14 protein-coding genes, 4 tRNA genes and 1 other annotated feature (1 of these 19 only partly in view) are annotated in these 15,884 nt (G+C 40.7%); of the genes, 15 read left to right on the top strand and 3 right to left on the bottom strand.

Annotated elements, in window-relative coordinates:
- The first annotated feature begins 214 nt into the window (after nt 1-214).
- The 7 genes from csrA (at nt 215) to luxS (ending at nt 3,823) form a co-directional block, all read left to right on the top strand.
- The gene (csrA, locus tag PZ638_RS04465) at nt 215-400 is read left to right on the top strand and encodes a carbon storage regulator CsrA (RefSeq protein WP_004264815.1); all 186 of its coding nucleotides are present in this window, start codon (nt 215-217) and stop codon (nt 398-400) included.
- A gap of 434 nt (nt 401-834) precedes the next feature.
- Nucleotides 835-927 (top strand) — tRNA-Ser (locus tag PZ638_RS04470).
- Nucleotides 928-938: 11 nt separating this feature from the next.
- Nucleotides 939-1,015, top strand: a tRNA-Arg gene (locus PZ638_RS04475).
- 138 nt (nt 1,016-1,153) lie between these two features.
- Nucleotides 1,154-1,230, top strand: a tRNA-Arg gene (locus PZ638_RS04480).
- 94 nt (nt 1,231-1,324) lie between these two features.
- Nucleotides 1,325-1,401: transfer RNA gene (locus PZ638_RS04485), tRNA-Arg, on the top strand.
- Nucleotides 1,402-1,596: 195 nt separating this feature from the next.
- Nucleotides 1,597-3,156, top strand: coding sequence for a glutamate--cysteine ligase (gene gshA / locus PZ638_RS04490; RefSeq protein WP_094962027.1), 1,560 nt, complete (start codon nt 1,597-1,599; stop codon nt 3,154-3,156).
- Between the two features lie 151 nt (nt 3,157-3,307).
- Nucleotides 3,308-3,823 (top strand): S-ribosylhomocysteine lyase, encoded by a 516-nt coding sequence (luxS, locus tag PZ638_RS04495; protein WP_272674215.1) that lies wholly within the window; start codon nt 3,308-3,310, stop codon nt 3,821-3,823.
- Between the two features lie 85 nt (nt 3,824-3,908).
- Here luxS and PZ638_RS04500 read toward each other — a convergent pair whose 3' ends face one another.
- Together PZ638_RS04500 and PZ638_RS04505 are read right to left on the bottom strand one after the other, a co-directional pair.
- Complete coding sequence (locus PZ638_RS04500; RefSeq protein ID WP_110592308.1) at nt 3,909-5,195, bottom strand: CNNM domain-containing protein; 1,287 nt, start codon at nt 5,193-5,195, stop codon at nt 3,909-3,911.
- A gap of 42 nt (nt 5,196-5,237) precedes the next feature.
- Nucleotides 5,238-6,029 (bottom strand): cytochrome C assembly family protein, encoded by a 792-nt coding sequence (locus tag PZ638_RS04505; protein ID WP_275612180.1) that lies wholly within the window; start codon nt 6,027-6,029, stop codon nt 5,238-5,240.
- Between the two features lie 384 nt (nt 6,030-6,413).
- On the opposite strand from PZ638_RS04505, the gene ffh reads away from it, so the two are divergent.
- The 8 genes from ffh (at nt 6,414) to PZ638_RS04545 (ending at nt 14,562) form a co-directional block, all read left to right on the top strand.
- On the top strand, nt 6,414-7,775 hold the full coding sequence (gene ffh / locus PZ638_RS04510) for a signal recognition particle protein (protein ID WP_164455148.1): 1,362 nt from the start codon (nt 6,414-6,416) through the stop codon (nt 7,773-7,775).
- A 136-nt stretch (nt 7,776-7,911) separates the two neighbouring features.
- Nucleotides 7,912-8,160, top strand: coding sequence for a 30S ribosomal protein S16 (gene rpsP, locus PZ638_RS04515; RefSeq protein WP_004264823.1), 249 nt, complete (start codon nt 7,912-7,914; stop codon nt 8,158-8,160).
- Between the two features lie 18 nt (nt 8,161-8,178).
- Nucleotides 8,179-8,724, top strand: a complete 546-nt coding sequence (rimM, locus tag PZ638_RS04520; RefSeq protein WP_004264824.1) for a ribosome maturation factor RimM — start codon at nt 8,179-8,181, stop codon at nt 8,722-8,724.
- 38 nt (nt 8,725-8,762) lie between these two features.
- Nucleotides 8,763-9,527 (top strand): tRNA (guanosine(37)-N1)-methyltransferase TrmD, encoded by a 765-nt coding sequence (trmD, locus tag PZ638_RS04525; protein ID WP_112307896.1) that lies wholly within the window; start codon nt 8,763-8,765, stop codon nt 9,525-9,527.
- A gap of 41 nt (nt 9,528-9,568) precedes the next feature.
- Nucleotides 9,569-9,922 (top strand): 50S ribosomal protein L19, encoded by a 354-nt coding sequence (gene rplS / locus PZ638_RS04530; RefSeq protein ID WP_096864779.1) that lies wholly within the window; start codon nt 9,569-9,571, stop codon nt 9,920-9,922.
- Nucleotides 9,923-10,449: 527 nt separating this feature from the next.
- Nucleotides 10,450-11,544: a 3-deoxy-7-phosphoheptulonate synthase gene (locus PZ638_RS04535; RefSeq protein ID WP_004264828.1), complete on the top strand. Its 1,095-nt coding sequence runs from the start codon at nt 10,450-10,452 to the stop codon at nt 11,542-11,544.
- 13 nt (nt 11,545-11,557) lie between these two features.
- A complete protein-coding gene (gene tyrA / locus PZ638_RS04540; RefSeq protein WP_110592306.1) occupies nt 11,558-12,679 on the top strand; it encodes a bifunctional chorismate mutase/prephenate dehydrogenase in 1,122 nt (373 codons plus the stop codon).
- 314 nt (nt 12,680-12,993) lie between these two features.
- Nucleotides 12,994-14,562 carry a methyl-accepting chemotaxis protein gene (locus tag PZ638_RS04545; RefSeq protein WP_004264831.1) on the top strand — a complete coding sequence of 523 codons (1,569 nt, stop codon included), beginning with the start codon at nt 12,994-12,996 and terminating at the stop codon, nt 14,560-14,562.
- A gap of 50 nt (nt 14,563-14,612) precedes the next feature.
- Here PZ638_RS04545 and pheA read toward each other — a convergent pair whose 3' ends face one another.
- Nucleotides 14,613-15,785 (bottom strand): bifunctional chorismate mutase/prephenate dehydratase, encoded by a 1,173-nt coding sequence (gene pheA / locus PZ638_RS04550; protein WP_004264832.1) that lies wholly within the window; start codon nt 15,783-15,785, stop codon nt 14,613-14,615.
- A 26-nt stretch (nt 15,786-15,811) separates the two neighbouring features.
- Nucleotides 15,812-15,884, bottom strand: a sequence feature (Phe leader region) (it continues 45 nt past the right edge of the window).

Below are 15,884 nucleotides of genomic sequence, written 5' to 3' on the forward strand. Positions count from 1 at the left end.
TGCCTCATTAAAATATGAGGCAACTTTAATCTGTTGCGGCATTGTTAATGTATCGTTTGTAGTGCTATATTTTGCTTGTAAATAATTAGAATGCTTGTATTGATGGCATCAATGCTTTAGGTGAATGTCATTGCTTTACGTTTTCACGGTGTGTGATGGACAATAGCGGGGATACCTAGAGACCCGACTCTTTTAATATTTCAAGGAGCAAAGAATGCTTATTCTGACTCGTCGAGTTGGTGAAACACTCATGATAGGCGATGAGGTAACAGTTACTGTATTGGGTGTCAAAGGCAACCAAGTTCGTATTGGTGTTAATGCCCCAAAAGAAGTTTCTGTTCACCGTGAAGAAATTTATCAACGGATCCAGGCTGAAAAGACTCAACCAGATAATCAATAATAATGAATAAGCGTCCAATGATTGATCACACAGCAAGAATGGGCGCTTGTCTTACTCACATTATTTCTAAAAATATCCTTTCGTTTTTATAATTCTCTAGCATCAAACTCATTTTATTGTTTAGTCTTCGGTTCTCTTGTACGAAATCTTGTTTTCCTTTGTATGAAATATAGGCTAATCAATCCAGTGAGCTTATTTTTATTCACTTATAGAATAATTTTTTTCTGTATTTTTGTTTATAAAGTTAGTGTCATAAGGGCTGAAAAATATCTTTTTCGGTGTTAAACTAAGCATCTTGCTTGTGAAATGTGCAAACAGACAACGGAATGCAAAAAGTTTGGAAAAATTGTTTGACTTCTAAGTCTAGGAAAGTAATATGTGCGCCACACAGCAACGAGATGTTTGAAAAAACAAATCGTGTGTAACTAAAATATGGTGAGGTGGCCGAGAGGCTGAAGGCGCTCCCCTGCTAAGGGAGTATGCGGTCAAAAGCTGCATCGAGGGTTCGAATCCCTCCCTCACCGCCATTTTAGATTATGCATCCGTAGCTCAGCTGGATAGAGTACTCGGCTACGAACCGAGCGGTCGGAGGTTCGAATCCTCCCGGATGCACCATCTTTAACCCTATGAGAGAATCTGATGGGGTTTTGTTTTGGTTTTAGCAACCAAACAAAGCAGTAACTAAGAAGTTGATTTATAGAAGTAGAAGTTGATAAAGAAGTTTGAGAGAGCAGCACATCTTGCATTAAGTATGCATCCGTAGCTCAGCTGGATAGAGTACTCGGCTACGAACCGAGCGGTCGGAGGTTCGAATCCTCCCGGATGCACCATCTCTTAGCTAATAATTTAGCATATCAATAATACCTTTTAATTTAACTCAGAAAAGTTATTGAGAATGTATCGATTTCAAATCGAATGAATTTTGCATCCGTAGCTCAGCTGGATAGAGTACTCGGCTACGAACCGAGCGGTCGGAGGTTCGAATCCTCCCGGATGCACCATCTTTAAGAAACTCCTCGTTCGAGGAGTTTTTTTTGCCTAAAATTACCATTCATAAAATTAATTAAATCGTATTTTCTATACCTCTTTGATTTATTCCCTCATAAACCACACATCTAGACAGCGACAATTTATGTGATTTAAGCTAAAGTAATTGCCTTAATAAAATAAATTAACATCACAGGCGGGAGGTCGACTTGATCCCGGACGTATCGAAAGCGCTCTCATGGTTAGAGGCGCACCCAGAAACACTTAATGGTATTCAACGTGGTATTGAGCGTGAAACATTGCGTGTAACCCCCACAGGCGCAATTGCAGAGACCTTGCATCCAGAAGGGCTGGGAAAAGCTTTAACACATAAATGGATCACGACAGATTTTGCGGAGTCCTTACTCGAATTTATTACTCCTGTAGATAAAAGCATTAGCCATAATTTGGCTTTTTTGCGAGATTTACACCGCTATACAGCTCGTCACCTTCAAGATGAAAGAATGTGGCCGCTGAGTATGCCATGCTTTATTGAAAGTGAAGATAAAATCACTCTTGCGCAGTACGGCTCTTCTAATGTGGGGCAGTTTAAAACGCTGTACCGCGAAGGCCTTAAAAATCGTTATGGTGCTTTGATGCAAACGATAGCAGGGGTGCATTATAACTTCTCTTTGCCGATTGAATTTTGGCAAGCATGGGCGGGTATTGAAGACGAAGAAAGCGGTAAAGAAAAAATTTCTGAAGGCTATTTACGTCTAATTAGAAATTACTACCGCTTTGGTTGGGTTATTCCTTATCTATTTGGCGCATCTCCAGCTATTTGCGGCTCTTTTTTGAAAGATAGAGATACGACGCTATCATTTGATAAAACAGACTGTGGTACGTATTACTTGCCTTATGCGACATCATTACGCATGAGTGACTTAGGTTATACAAATAAATCACAAAGTGATTTAAACATCACATTCAATAAATTGGATGAATATGTAGGGAACCTGAAAAAAGCCATCCATAAGCCTTCAGCTGAATTTGAAAAACTGGGTGTAAAAAAAGACGGCAAATATATTCAACTAAATACGAATGTGCTGCAGATTGAAAATGAGCTCTATGCCCCAATACGGCCCAAACGCGTTCCTAAAGGCAATGAATCACCTTCTGACGCATTATTACGTGGTGGTATTGAGTACATTGAAGTCCGTTCACTTGATATCAATCCATTTAGTGCGATAGGCGTTAATGAAACGCAAGCTCGTTTTGTTGATCTATTCTTAATATGGTGTGTACTTGCTGATGCACCTGAAATGAATGCTCAGGAATTAGACTGTTGCCGTCAAAACTGGAATCGTGTCATTCTTGAAGGTCGTAAACCAGGCCAAGTCATTGGTTTCGGTTGTGGCAGCGAAGTTAAACCATTAGTTGACGTTGGGCAGCAATTATTTAATGACTTGATCCGTGTGGCTGAAGTGCTAGACACTTGTTGCGATGCAAAATATCAAGAAGTTTGTCACCAATTTGTTGCTATGTTTAAAGACCCAACTCTTACATATTCAGCGCTTGTTATGGATGAAATGTTAGAAAAAGGTATTGGTGGTTACGGGTTAGAATTAGCTGAAAAATATTTTGAACAGTTAGTGAACGAGCCGTATGAAGTGATAACTGAAGAGCAATTTGAGCAAGCACGATTAGCTTCAATAGCGAAGCAAGCGAAGATGGAACAAAGTGAGAGCGAAAGCTTTGAGGACTATCTACGCATTCATGCAGGACGCTAAAAGAAATGGCCACTCTAGGTGGCCAAAAAAAATCTCTTAGAGAATTAGGGATGATAACAAATTGCGCGTCTTTCAATAATTCAGACTCTGTATTTTCAAAATAGTTTCATTTATTTTAGAAAATATTTTTTATTTTCGAGGAGGTCACGAAATGCCATTATTAGATAGCTTTACTGTCGATCATACTCTCATGTCAGCACCTGCTGTACGTGTGGCAAAAACCATGAAAACACCAAGCGGTGATACCATCACAGTTTTTGATTTGCGTTTTACTGTACCAAATGAAGAAGCCATGACAGAAAAAGGGACGCATACTTTAGAGCACCTTTTTGCAGGCTTTATGCGTGATCACCTCAACGGAAATGGTGTTGAAATTATTGATATTTCACCAATGGGGTGCCGTACTGGTTTTTATATGAGCCTTATTGGCCAGCCAGATGAACTGCGTGTTGCTAATGCATGGAAAGCGGCAATGGAAGATGTTTTGCAAGTGAAAGACCAAAACAAGATCCCTGAATTGAATGTCTATCAGTGCGGTACATACAAAATGCACTCACTGGAAGAAGCCCAGCAAATTGCACGTAATGTTCTTGCATCAGAAATTGGTATCAATAAAAATGATGAATTAGCATTACCTGCAGAGAAACTTGAACAGCTACACGTTTAGTTTTTATCAAATATTCTCTATAAAAAGAGCCAATTAAGGCTCTTTTTATTTTATATGAGAATTAAATTGTAAGTTTATGACCAAATCAAAGGTCGGGGACTTGAGAACTGAATGTAAGAGGTGTGATCCTAACCTGTTTAACGATATTTTCATTCATCGCTAATACCTCGATAAGGTAATGCCCCACCACGATTTGCTCTTCAAGCTGTGGAATATCACCAATGACCTCTAAAACCATGCCATTAACCGTCCTAGGGCCATCTATGGGGAGATTCCAATCAAAAGCCTTATTCAGCTCACGAATATTAGCAGAACCGTCTACAAGAACGCTTCCATCACTTTGTGGCAAGACTTCTTCGGCTAAAGATGGCGACATCGAGGTTGTGAAGTCACCCACTATCTCTTCTAATATATCTTCGACAGTGATAAGGCCTTGAATTTCACCGTATTCATCAACAATGATCCCAAGTTTTTCTTTATTGTGCTGGAAGTTAACTAACTGAACATTTAATGGTGTACTGTTAGGAATAAAATAAATGTTATCTGCAGCTTTAATTAGGTTTTGCTTATTAAACTCACGTTTTTCCATCATAAGACGGTATGCTTCACGGACGCGTAAAATGCCAATAGAGTCATCAAGTGAGTCGCGATAAAGCACAATGCGGCCATGGGGGGAGTGCGTGAGCTGCCGAATGATTGATTTCCAGTCATCATTGACATCAATACCAACAATCTCATTCCTTGGCAGCATAATATCGCCAACAGTGACTTTGTCTAAGTCTAAAATTGAAATCAACATGTCTTGATTTCGGCGGCTAATTTTATGCTTTGATTCGTTAACAATGGTGCGTAGCTCTTCCTTATTAACCGCATCAGTTCTTGCGGTTAGTGACTTCACCCCAATGCAGCGTAACAGTAGGGCTGAAATAGTATTAAATGCCCAAACAATAGGCATCATGACTACTTGTAATGGTTTTAAGAGGTAACTACTTGGAAATGCGATTTTTTCAGGGTACAGCGCTGCCAGTGTTTTTGGCATGACTTCGGCAAAAATGAGGATCACAAAAGTCAGGATCCCTGTAGCCATAGCTACACCTGCATTCCCATATAGCCGCATACCAATGATGGTCGCTAATGCGGAAGCGACTATGTTGATTAAGTTATTACCAATAAGGACTAGACTTAACAGCTTGTCAGGGTGTTTAAGAAGTTTTTCAACGCGGATCGCTGAGCGATTACCTTGTTTTGCTAAATGTTTTAACCGATAACGGTTTAGCGTCATCATCCCTGTTTCTGATGCAGAGAAATAGGCTGACATAAAAATTAAAACAATCAATATGATGATTAGCGTACTCGTGGACACATCATCCAAAACAAGTTTCCTTATATTGTGAAAGTCGTGGCTTTATTTGCGTCAAAATACCATAAACTCCTGTATTAAACGGTTACCAAAAAAAGCCATTGTTAAGATGATTGAGCCACCAACATGGAAAAATAGGACGCGCTTACCTCGCCATCCTCCATGGAAATGTCCCCAAAGTAGAGTGATATAAACAAACCATGCAATGACGGATAATACCGATTTATGGATATTTTCTTTATCAAAAATATTATCCATATAAATAAAGCCAGTACACAAGGTCAGAGTCAGCAAAATGACCCCAACTTGAGTGATGTGGAACATTTTACGTTCAATTACCATCATGGGTGGCATATCTGGACTAAATTTTAAGGTTTTGTTCTTTAGCTGATGGTCAATTAAAGCCACTTGTAATGCATATAAAGCCGCAATAAGGAGTGTCGCATAGCTCAACAAAGCTAGACCAATATGAACAAAAAGTGGTAATCGAGCTTCAAGATGCGTAATAAACTCACCAGGCATTAGCGTTGACAGCATCAAGTTAATAATGGCAAAACTATAGACTATAGGCGTTAAGTACCAAGCTTTTCCCCAGTAAGCGACAACAGTCATAATCACACACATGAGTAAGCTCACTGTTGAGCCTAAATTCAACAGAGTGAGGTTTTGTCCCTCGGCTTCACTGAAAATCAAAAATTTCAATGTAATAGCGTGAGTTACTAACGCAACAACGGCAAGAAAAAGCGCGAGGTGGCGGTAGAACGGCTGTTTACGCACTTGGCCAGGGACGATCAGTAACAGACTGACCATGTATGTACAAACTGCTATGACTGCAAATACGGGCATAGTATAGTGTCGTTAATCATTTTTAGTGGAAAGTTATTCATAGTATAACTTGTACGAGTGTAGGCTCCAACTATTGGACAAGCCAATCACAATATATTCATTGCTGATAGCATTTCATGCGCCTACTGCTTGGTTTGTATTATTAAATTCATGCCATAATAACCTGTATCATCTGTTTCAAACAGGGGGCAGCGAAAAAACTGCGGGCATGTTACAATGGGGCATTATTTTGCCGCGATTATTTTTAGTGTTGGTTTCCCTTCATCATTGTGAAGGTATTGATGCTTATAATTCAAGTTGTTAGGTAACACGCACTTGAAATTATCTGTATTAGCAACCAGATCAGGCTGACATCGGCCCATCAACAGAATTGAGCTAAGACATATGTTTGATAATTTAACTGACAGACTATCGCGCACGTTGCGCAATATCAGTGGGCGTGGGCGTCTAACTGATGAAAATATTAAAGAAACACTACGCGAAGTTCGCATGGCCTTGCTGGAAGCTGACGTTGCTTTGCCAGTTGTCCGTGAATTCATTCAAAAAGTTAAAGAAAATGCCGTTGGGCAAGATGTCAATAAAAGTCTAACACCTGGCCAAGAGTTCATTAAAATAGTTCAAAATGAACTGACTAGGGCGATGGGGGACGAAAACCACCAACTTAATTTATCCGCACAACCTCCTGCTGTCGTTTTAATGGCAGGTTTGCAAGGTGCCGGTAAAACGACCAGCGTTGCAAAATTAGGTAAGCTCTTAAAAGAAAAGCAAAAGAAAAAAGTATTAGTTGTCTCTGCTGACGTTTATCGCCCTGCAGCGATTAAACAACTAGAGACATTAGCTGAAAGTGTTGGAATTGACTTTTTCCCTTCAGAAGTACAAGAAAAACCCACTGCAATTGTTCAAAAAGCATTAAAACACGCACAATTACAATTCTACGATGTGCTGTTGGTGGATACCGCAGGTCGCTTGCATGTTGATGAAGCGATGATGGAAGAAATCCAAGAAGTTCACCGTATTATTAAGCCAGTTGAGACCTTATTCGTCGTTGATGCGATGACAGGGCAAGATGCGGCAAATACAGCGAAAGCATTTAATGAAGCCTTACCACTGACAGGGGTTGTGTTGACCAAGGTCGATGGTGATGCACGAGGCGGTGCGGCACTTTCAATTCGTGCGATTACGGGGAAACCTATTAAGTTCTTAGGTGTTGGTGAAAAAACTGATGCCTTAGAACCATTCCACCCAGAGCGCGTCGCGTCTCGTATCCTTGGTATGGGTGATGTGATTTCTCTGATTGAAGAGATTGAGCATAAAGTTGACCGTGATGAAGCTGAAAAGCTTGCTAAAAAACTTAAGACGGGAGATAGCTTTGATTTAAATGACTTTTTAAGTCAATTGAAGCAAATGCGTAATATGGGCGGCATGGCGAGCATGATGAGCAAAATGCCAGGAATGTCTCAGTTACCCGATGCCGTTAAGTCCCAAATGGATGATAAAATCACCGTTCGTATGGAAGCGATGATTAATTCCATGACACGTAAAGAACGTGAAAAACCGGAAATTATTAAAGGTTCACGAAAACGTCGTATTGCGGCAGGTTCGGGAACTACCGTGCAAGAAGTTAATCGCCTCTTAAAACAATTTGATGACATGCAACGCATGATGAAGAAAATGAAAAAAGGCGGTCTAGCCAAGATGATGCGCGGCATGAAGGGTATGATGCCACCGGGTTTTCCGGGGCGTTAAGCAATAAAGCCTCAAACAAAACGCACTTTTGATTGATTTTTGCGTCAAAGTGAGTAAACTTTTCGGGCTTTTTATATGACAGCCGGACTCTATCCCTCGATGGAGTCTGGTTGTTTTGTTAACTAATGAGGATGTTATGGTAACAATTCGTTTATCTCGTGGCGGCGCTAAAAAACGTCCGTTCTACCAAATCGTTGTGACTGATAGCCGCAATGCGCGTGACGGTCGTTTCATTGAGCGTATCGGTTTCTTCAACCCGATCGCTGCAGGTCAAGCAGAAGAACTGCGTTTAGACCTGGACCGTGTTGAGCACTGGGTTGGCTTAGGCGCAACTATTTCTGACCGTGTTGCACAACTGGTCAAACAAGCTAAGAAAGCAGCTTAATCTGTCGCGGTGGTAACAATGAGCAAGCAAACTAAACTACAGCCACCTGAAAACCCAATTGTATTGGGGAAATTAGGTGCGGCATACGGTATTCGTGGTTGGCTCAAAGTTTTTTCGTCCACCGAACATGCTGAAAGTATTTTTGAGTATCAGCCTTGGTTTATCCAACGTTCAGGTCAATGGCAACACATTGAAATTGAAGATTGGAAACATCATAACAAGGATATCATTGTCAAGCTGAACGGGGTCGATGACCGCGATGCAGCCGCGCTTTTGACTAACTTTGAAATTGCGGTTGATTCAACCCAACTTCCTGAGTTAGAAAACGAATACTACTGGAAAGACCTGATGGGCTGCCAAGTAGTGACGTTACAAGGCTATGACCTTGGTACCATCACTGACATGATGGAGACCGGTTCAAATGATGTGCTGGTCATTAAGGCGAATTTAAAAGATGCATTTGGCATCAAGGAGCGGTTGGTTCCGTTTCTTGATGGGCAGGTTATCAAGAAAGTCGATCTCGATGCCAAACTTATTGAAGTGGATTGGGATCCTGGTTTTTAAATCTCCGGTTGAACGGTTTTGATAAGTGGGACGAAATTATGTGGATTGGTGTAATTAGCCTGTTTCCCGAAATGTTCCGCGCAATAACCGAGTACGGGGTAACTGGTCGGGCAGTGAAAAATGGCCTGCTAACATTTGAGTGCTGGAATCCGCGAGATTTTACTCACGATAAGCACAAAACTGTTGATGATCGCCCCTATGGTGGTGGTCCAGGCATGCTGATGATGGTGCAACCGCTTAAGGATGCAATCAACGCAGCAAGAACTGAGGCTGGTGAGGGTGCAAAGGTTATTTATCTTTCACCGCAAGGGCGCAAACTTAGTCAAGACGGTGTTTGCGAGCTGGCAACCAATGAGAAATTGATTCTTGTTTGTGGCCGCTATGAAGGCATTGATGAGCGTATCATTCAAACCGAAGTTGACGAAGAATGGTCAATCGGTGATTACGTTCTCAGTGGCGGGGAACTTCCCGCGATGGTGTTGATTGACTCAGTTTCACGGTTTATACCGGGAGTACTTGGTCATAAAGCCTCTGCTCAAGAAGACTCTTTTGCAGATGGTTTGTTAGATTGTCCGCACTATACCCGCCCTGAAGTGTTAGATGGCATGCAAGTTCCTGATGTTTTACTTTCAGGAAACCACGCTAAAATAGATAGCTGGCGCATGAAACAATCACTCGGCCGTACCTGGCTTAGAAGACCTGAGCTTCTGGAAAGCCTAGCTCTGACTGACGAGCAGAGGATGTTGCTGGCTGAATTCCAACGGGAATATCAGTCTGAGCAACAAATGAATCCAGACAATTAATTGTCTAAACATATCAGTTTACCTAGGGTAAGAGAGTTATTATGAGCAACATTATTAAACAAATCGAAGAAGAGCAGATGAAGCAGGACGTACCTTCATTCCGTCAGGGTGACACCGTGGAAGTTAAGGTATGGGTCGTAGAAGGCTCTAAAAAACGTCTGCAGGCATTCGAGGGCGTGGTTATCGCTATTCGTAACCGCGGTCTGCACTCTGCATTCACTGTTCGTAAAATTTCTAACGGCGAAGGTGTTGAGCGTGTATTCCAAACTCACTCTCCAGTCGTAGATAGCATTGCTGTTAAACGTCGTGGTGCTGTTCGCAGATCTAAACTGTACTACCTGCGTGAGCGTTCTGGTAAGGCAGCTCGTATCAAAGAGCGTCTGAACGCCAAGTAATACGCTTTCGCTACATCCGAAAGTTATGTTATGAGAGAGGCCCGCTTTGCGGGCCTTTTTATATTCGTCACTATATTCTTCATATTTCAAATTGTAGCTGTGTTGGCAGCACTCAGCCCCACAGGCCACATACCTTATTCGTCATATTTCAAGTTGTAGCCGTGTTGGCTGCGTTCAGCCACACAGGTCACATACTTGTGTATGCTCCCTGCGATGTCCTCACTTTGCCGCCTTGCTACAACTCGAACTATTTAGAATATAGCTGATAACTTATGCTTACCTGTAAATAAATGCTTACAGATTGCTTATTTTTCTTTAGTCTATTAAAATATTTTAATGTTAAATTAATGTAAAACTGTAATTTATTCAATTAATTATGGTGGTGTAAATAATTCAATACGATAGTGGAAATATTTTACATAAATGGATTGAATTGTTTACGATGCATGGTATGTTATTACTCATACACCCAAACACAATACGTAAATAATAAACTAAGCAAATATAAGCTAATAAGTAGGTAAAAAATGATCATGCAAAAAGATGTACTCAACAACGTGAATATTCAAGACGAGCAGGTATTAATCACTCCTGAGAGTCTGAAAGAGAAATATCCGCTGAGTCGCAGCAACCTGCATGCCATTGCGACATCGCGCCAAGTGATTGCTGACATTATTCATCAACGCGACCCTCGCTTACTCGTGGTATGTGGTCCTTGCTCAATCCATGATGTGGATGCCGCTATTGAATATGGTGAGCGCCTGAAAGTATTAGCCGAAGAATTAAGTGATAGCTTATATATTGTGATGCGTGTGTATTTTGAAAAACCTCGTACAACCGTAGGTTGGAAAGGTTTGATTAGTGATCCATTTATGGATGGTTCTTTTGAAATGGAAAAAGGCCTACATATTGCTCGTGACTTGTTGACCAATTTAGTGAATATGGGGCTGCCATTAGCGACAGAAGCATTGGATCCTAACAATCCTCAATACTTAGGGGATTTATTCAGTTGGTCAGCCATTGGTGCAAGAACGACTGAGTCACAGACCCACCGTGAAATGGCATCTGGTTTATCTATGCCTGTTGGTTTCAAAAATGGAACCGATGGGAGTTTATCTACAGCGATTAATGCGTTAAAAGCAGCAGCGATGCCACACCGTTTTATGGGAATTAACCAATCTGGCCAAGTTTGTTTATTACATACCAAAGGTAATAGTAACGGACATGTCATTTTACGTGGTGGGAAAACGCCTAACTACAATGCTGAAGACATTGCGGCTTGTGAAGCGGAAATGAAAAAAGCAGGTTTAGAGCCGTCCCTTATGGTGGATTGTAGCCATGGAAACTCGAATAAAGATTACCGCCGTCAGCCATTAGTTGTTGATTCTATTATTGAACAAATTATTAATGGTAATGAATCAATTACAGGTATTATGCTAGAAAGTCATATTAATGAAGGGAATCAAACATCTGAACAAGCCCGTGACACAATGAAATACGGTGTGTCAGTGACAGATGCCTGCATTAACTGGCAAACGACGGAAACGGTATTGCGTAAATTACATCAAGCATTGTTGCCTGTGCTTGAACAACGTGCGCAAAAATTGAGTAAAGTGAGCTGATCAAGGTATTGGTATGTCTGTTGAGTTATCCCATTTACGGGAACAAATTGATGAAGTTGATAAATCGTTACTAGATTTATTAGCAAAAAGGCTGCAACTGGTTGCTGAAGTCGGTGAAGTGAAAAGCTTACATGGTTTACCGATTTATGTGCCTGAACGAGAAACAAGCATGTTGGCAGCACGTCGCGCCGAAGCTGAGCGTATGGGGATCCCACCTGATCTGATAGAGGATATTCTAAGGCGGATCATGCGCGAATCTTACGCACGTGAAAATGATAAAGGGTTTAAAACACTGAACCCATCAGCTGGCCCAATTGTGATTGTAGGTGGTGATGGGAAAATGGGGCGGTTATTTCACCGTCTCCTTAATTTATCAGGCTATCAGGTTAAGACATTAAACGAAGATGACTGGGCACAAGCAGAATCTATAGTTGCTGGTGCGAGCGTCGTGATGGTTAGTGTACCAATACATTTGACGGTACAAGTCATCAACCAGCTGCCTAAACTGGATAAAAGCACGGTCTTGATGGATATCGCATCGATTAAGCAACAGCCATTAGAAGCGATGTTAGCAGCCCATGATGGGCCAGTACTTGGGCTTCACCCGATGTTTGGTCCTGATATTGGTAGTGTTGCAAAGCAAGTATTTGCTTACTGTAATGGCCGTGGCTCAGAGTCTTATCAGTGGTTTCTTGAACAGTTATTAGTTTGGGGGGCACGTTTGAAAGAAATCTCAGCCGAAGAGCATGATAAAAACATGAGCTTTATTCAGGCATTACGCCACTTTACAACATTTACTTACGGGCGAAATCTTGCTGAGGAAAATATCGATTTACAGCAATTACTTGATTTGTCATCGCCTATTTATCGTTTAGAGCTCGCGATGGTTGGGCGGCTGTTTGCTCAAGACCCTCAACTCTATGCAGACATTATTATGTCTTCAAATGAAAATGTTGAATTGATACGCAGATATCATCAATTGTTAGGTGATTCAATAGCGCTACTGGAGAAAAAAGATAAAGCGGAATTTATTCGCCAATTTAATCAAATTAGTCAGTGGTTCGGTGAAGATGCCCATCATTTTATGAAAGAAAGCCAATCATTACTGCAACGAGCAAACGATAATCGAAAATAATCATCCCGCCTTCTATCGTGTTTTATAGCGGTAGAGGGCTTTATTTTCCTGTTAATTTTTTGTTGTCTTCTATATTCTTCTATTTTAGTTAATCTCACCAAGAATGTTTATTTAAAATAGGTAATTGTACTTATCTGTATAATTTCTATCGAATAATATGCTAATCAGATAAAAACTGAATTTATTCACTATCTAATTTCAAATTAATCAATTTTTAAAATCAATATTTATAAATCGATCGATTTATATGATAAAGATTTCACCTGTTTTACCGATAACACTACTCATTAAATGATGGTTAGCGTGGTAAATATATGTCTTTTAAAAATCTCAAAATTAGTATGAAGTTAACGGTAGCATTTGGTGGTTTTGTTGCGCTTATTATCCTAAGTTCACTTTTTTCTTTAGCCAATATGAACCGAGCTAATGATGGCATGAAACAAGTCCTGTATGAAAGTTATCCTATTGCCTCTACCGCAGGGCAAATGATGGATAACTTTTATTCTTTTATAGGGATCCAAGAGCTAATTTTACTTGATGATCGTGGTAGTGATAAACGCAGAGAAGAGTTGGCTAAAATTACATTAAAAATTAATGGATTGATGGAAAGCTTAGAAAATAACGTTACAGATGATCGCTCTAAAGAAGTCTTGGCTGATTTGCGTGTTATTCGCCAACAGTTTCATTCATCAATTACTCGCATCAATACCTTTTTATCAGAGAATAATCGCCAAGCTGCTATTGATGAAATGATGACTAAAACGTCTAGTATTCAACGTGATTATCGTGATCAAATTCAAACGTTAATGGCTATCCAAGATTTGGAAATGCAAGAGGTTGGCCGTAAAGTGAATGCGGATTATGAAAACAATAAACTATTACTAGCGGTGTTATCAATCTTGAGTATTGGCGCGGGCTGCGTAATGGGCTGGTATATTACGAACATTATCACAAGGCCATTGGAAAATGCGGTTAATTTCGCGCAGTCAATTGCAAATGGGGATCTGACTAAAGATATTCAGGTCACCTCAAAAGATGAAACGGGTGTATTGTTAAATGCACTTAATGATATGAAAGAGCACTTGCTGGAAATCGTTCAAGAGGTTCAACAAGGTTCTGAAAGTATTTCGGCAGCAGCAGGGCAAATTGTCGCGGGGAACCAAAACCTGGCGGCGCGTACCGAAGAACAGGCTGCATCAGTTGAAGAAACGGCCAGTTCAATGGAACAAATAACTTCAACCGTTCAAAACACGACTGAGCACACTCATGAAGCTAGCATGCTTGCAGACCAAGCGGCAATTATTGTACAAAACAATGGCGACATGATGAGTCAAGTAACGAACAAAATGCGTGCAATCAATGGCTCATCATCACAGATGACAGAAATTATTAATCTAATAGACTCAATTGCATTTCAAACCAATATATTAGCATTGAATGCATCCGTTGAAGCGGCAAGAGCCGGTGAACATGGGCGAGGCTTTGCCGTTGTTGCCGGAGAAGTGAGATTATTAGCACAAAAAAGTGCGGCTTCAGCGAGTGATATTCGTGGGTTGATTGAAAACTCATCGTCACAAACGCAAGAGGGTATGGAACTTGTTGAAAAAGCGACTCAGCAAATACATGGCATGGTTGATAGTGTAAAAGAGATGAATGCGTTACTACGTGAAATTGGGCAGGCTAGTCGTGAGCAAAGCGATGGAATTTCTCAAATCAATAGTGCAGTAGGGCAACTTGATTTAACCACACAACAAAATGCGAGTTTAGTTGAGGAATCTGTTGTCGCAGCGGACTCATTGAATGAACAGGCGTACCATTTGAAGGAACTAGTCAATTATTTCAGAGTCAAATCTTCGAATTATCAACCTGAAGTGAGAGCATAGTTTCAGTTTAGTAGGCTGCACTGAAAAAATGCAGCCTAATTATATTTTAATTAAGGCGTAATTTTTTCAGGTTCAACAGGAACCACATTTTCGGATGGGTAGCAGCCTAATATTTTAATTGACCTAGTAATTGTTGAAAGCTCTCTTAAAGCTTGTTGCATATTATCTGAACGTAAATTGGCATGCACATCAACATAAAACATCTCTTCCCATGGTTTTCCATTTATTGGGCGTGATTCTAACTTGCTCATGATTATCTTATTATTTTTCAAAATAACTAATGCATCAACTAAGGCACCAGCTTGTTGGCCAGTGGTCAGAAGCAGTGTTGTTTTAGCCGGTACTTGTTCAGTGACTTCAATTGGTTGTGGTGCAACAACAATAAAGCGTGTCATGTTAATTTGCTGATTAGCGAGATTATGCTCTATTACGCTTAAATCGTATAAGGCGCCACCGGCTTCACTTCCAAGTGCCGCGACACTCGGTGAGTTTTGGTCTGCGACCATTTGCATTGCAGTTGATGTGCTATCACAATATTTTATTTCCCAGTGTGGGAATTGTGCTAAGTATTGGCTGCATTGTTGGAAAGGCTGAGGGTGGCTATACACGGTTTTGATCTGGCTGAGATCGGTATTTCCTGTTGTTAAGAGGCAATGGTTAATTGGGAGCCGAATCTCTCCGACGATTGATAATGATGTATTTTGCAGTAAATCGTAAACATCGTTAATTGCGCCCGAACTGGTGTTTTCTATTGGTAAAATGCCATATTCCGCTTGCCCATTTTCAACTAATGAAAAAATATCTTGGAATTTATGGCAACTGCATTCAACTAGTTGGTCAAAATGACGGGCTGAGTACTGGCGTGCCGCAATGTGTGAATAAGAACCTTTCGGCCCTAAAAATGCGAAACGCGCGGTATCACTAGGGGTTAAATTTAAATGCTTTTGTAAAATAGCCTGTTGCGTAAGAACAGAGTCCTCAATAATCATCTGGAATAGGCGAGTGATATAAAAGCCATCAAGCCCTAGCGGTTTGCCTTTGTTGATTAAAACATCAAGAAGCTGGCGCTCACGGTCTTTATCACGAATAGGGCGGCTATCATCAATTTTTGTTTCAGCGACTTCAACAGCATAACCACGGCGCTTTGCTAAAAGATTTAGTAATTCACTATCCAGTTGACTTATTTTCTCTCTTACTTTTAATAAATTAGTGCTGTTTTCCATGCTGCCCACCCTGTTAATATCATGATATAAAAAAAGCCCCCTAGAGGGGGCTTTCTAATTTTGTCTTCTTTTCTTTCTCGAACGACAAAAGCCCCCAAT

The organism is Providencia hangzhouensis (genome assembly GCF_029193595.2).
Lineage (GTDB): Bacteria > Pseudomonadota > Gammaproteobacteria > Enterobacterales > Enterobacteriaceae > Providencia > Providencia hangzhouensis.

Excerpts from the sequence above, each read along its gene's own strand:
- csrA (WP_004264815.1), top strand. The coding sequence starts at position 215 with ATGCTTATTCTGACTCGTCGAGTTGGTGAAACACTCATGATAGGCGAT.
- tyrA (WP_110592306.1), top strand. The coding sequence starts at position 11,558 with ATGTCTGTTGAGTTATCCCATTTACGGGAACAAATTGATGAAGTTGAT.
- PZ638_RS04545 (WP_004264831.1), top strand. The coding sequence starts at position 12,994 with ATGTCTTTTAAAAATCTCAAAATTAGTATGAAGTTAACGGTAGCATTT.
- ffh (WP_164455148.1), top strand. The coding sequence starts at position 6,414 with ATGTTTGATAATTTAACTGACAGACTATCGCGCACGTTGCGCAATATC.
- pheA (WP_004264832.1), bottom strand. The coding sequence starts at position 15,785 with ATGGAAAACAGCACTAATTTATTAAAAGTAAGAGAGAAAATAAGTCAA.
- trmD (WP_112307896.1), top strand. The coding sequence starts at position 8,763 with ATGTGGATTGGTGTAATTAGCCTGTTTCCCGAAATGTTCCGCGCAATA.
- luxS (WP_272674215.1), top strand. The coding sequence starts at position 3,308 with ATGCCATTATTAGATAGCTTTACTGTCGATCATACTCTCATGTCAGCA.
- rpsP (WP_004264823.1), top strand. The coding sequence starts at position 7,912 with ATGGTAACAATTCGTTTATCTCGTGGCGGCGCTAAAAAACGTCCGTTC.
- rplS (WP_096864779.1), top strand. The coding sequence starts at position 9,569 with ATGAGCAACATTATTAAACAAATCGAAGAAGAGCAGATGAAGCAGGAC.
- PZ638_RS04535 (WP_004264828.1), top strand. The coding sequence starts at position 10,450 with ATGATCATGCAAAAAGATGTACTCAACAACGTGAATATTCAAGACGAG.
- rimM (WP_004264824.1), top strand. The coding sequence starts at position 8,179 with ATGAGCAAGCAAACTAAACTACAGCCACCTGAAAACCCAATTGTATTG.
- PZ638_RS04505 (WP_275612180.1), bottom strand. The coding sequence starts at position 6,029 with ATGCCCGTATTTGCAGTCATAGCAGTTTGTACATACATGGTCAGTCTG.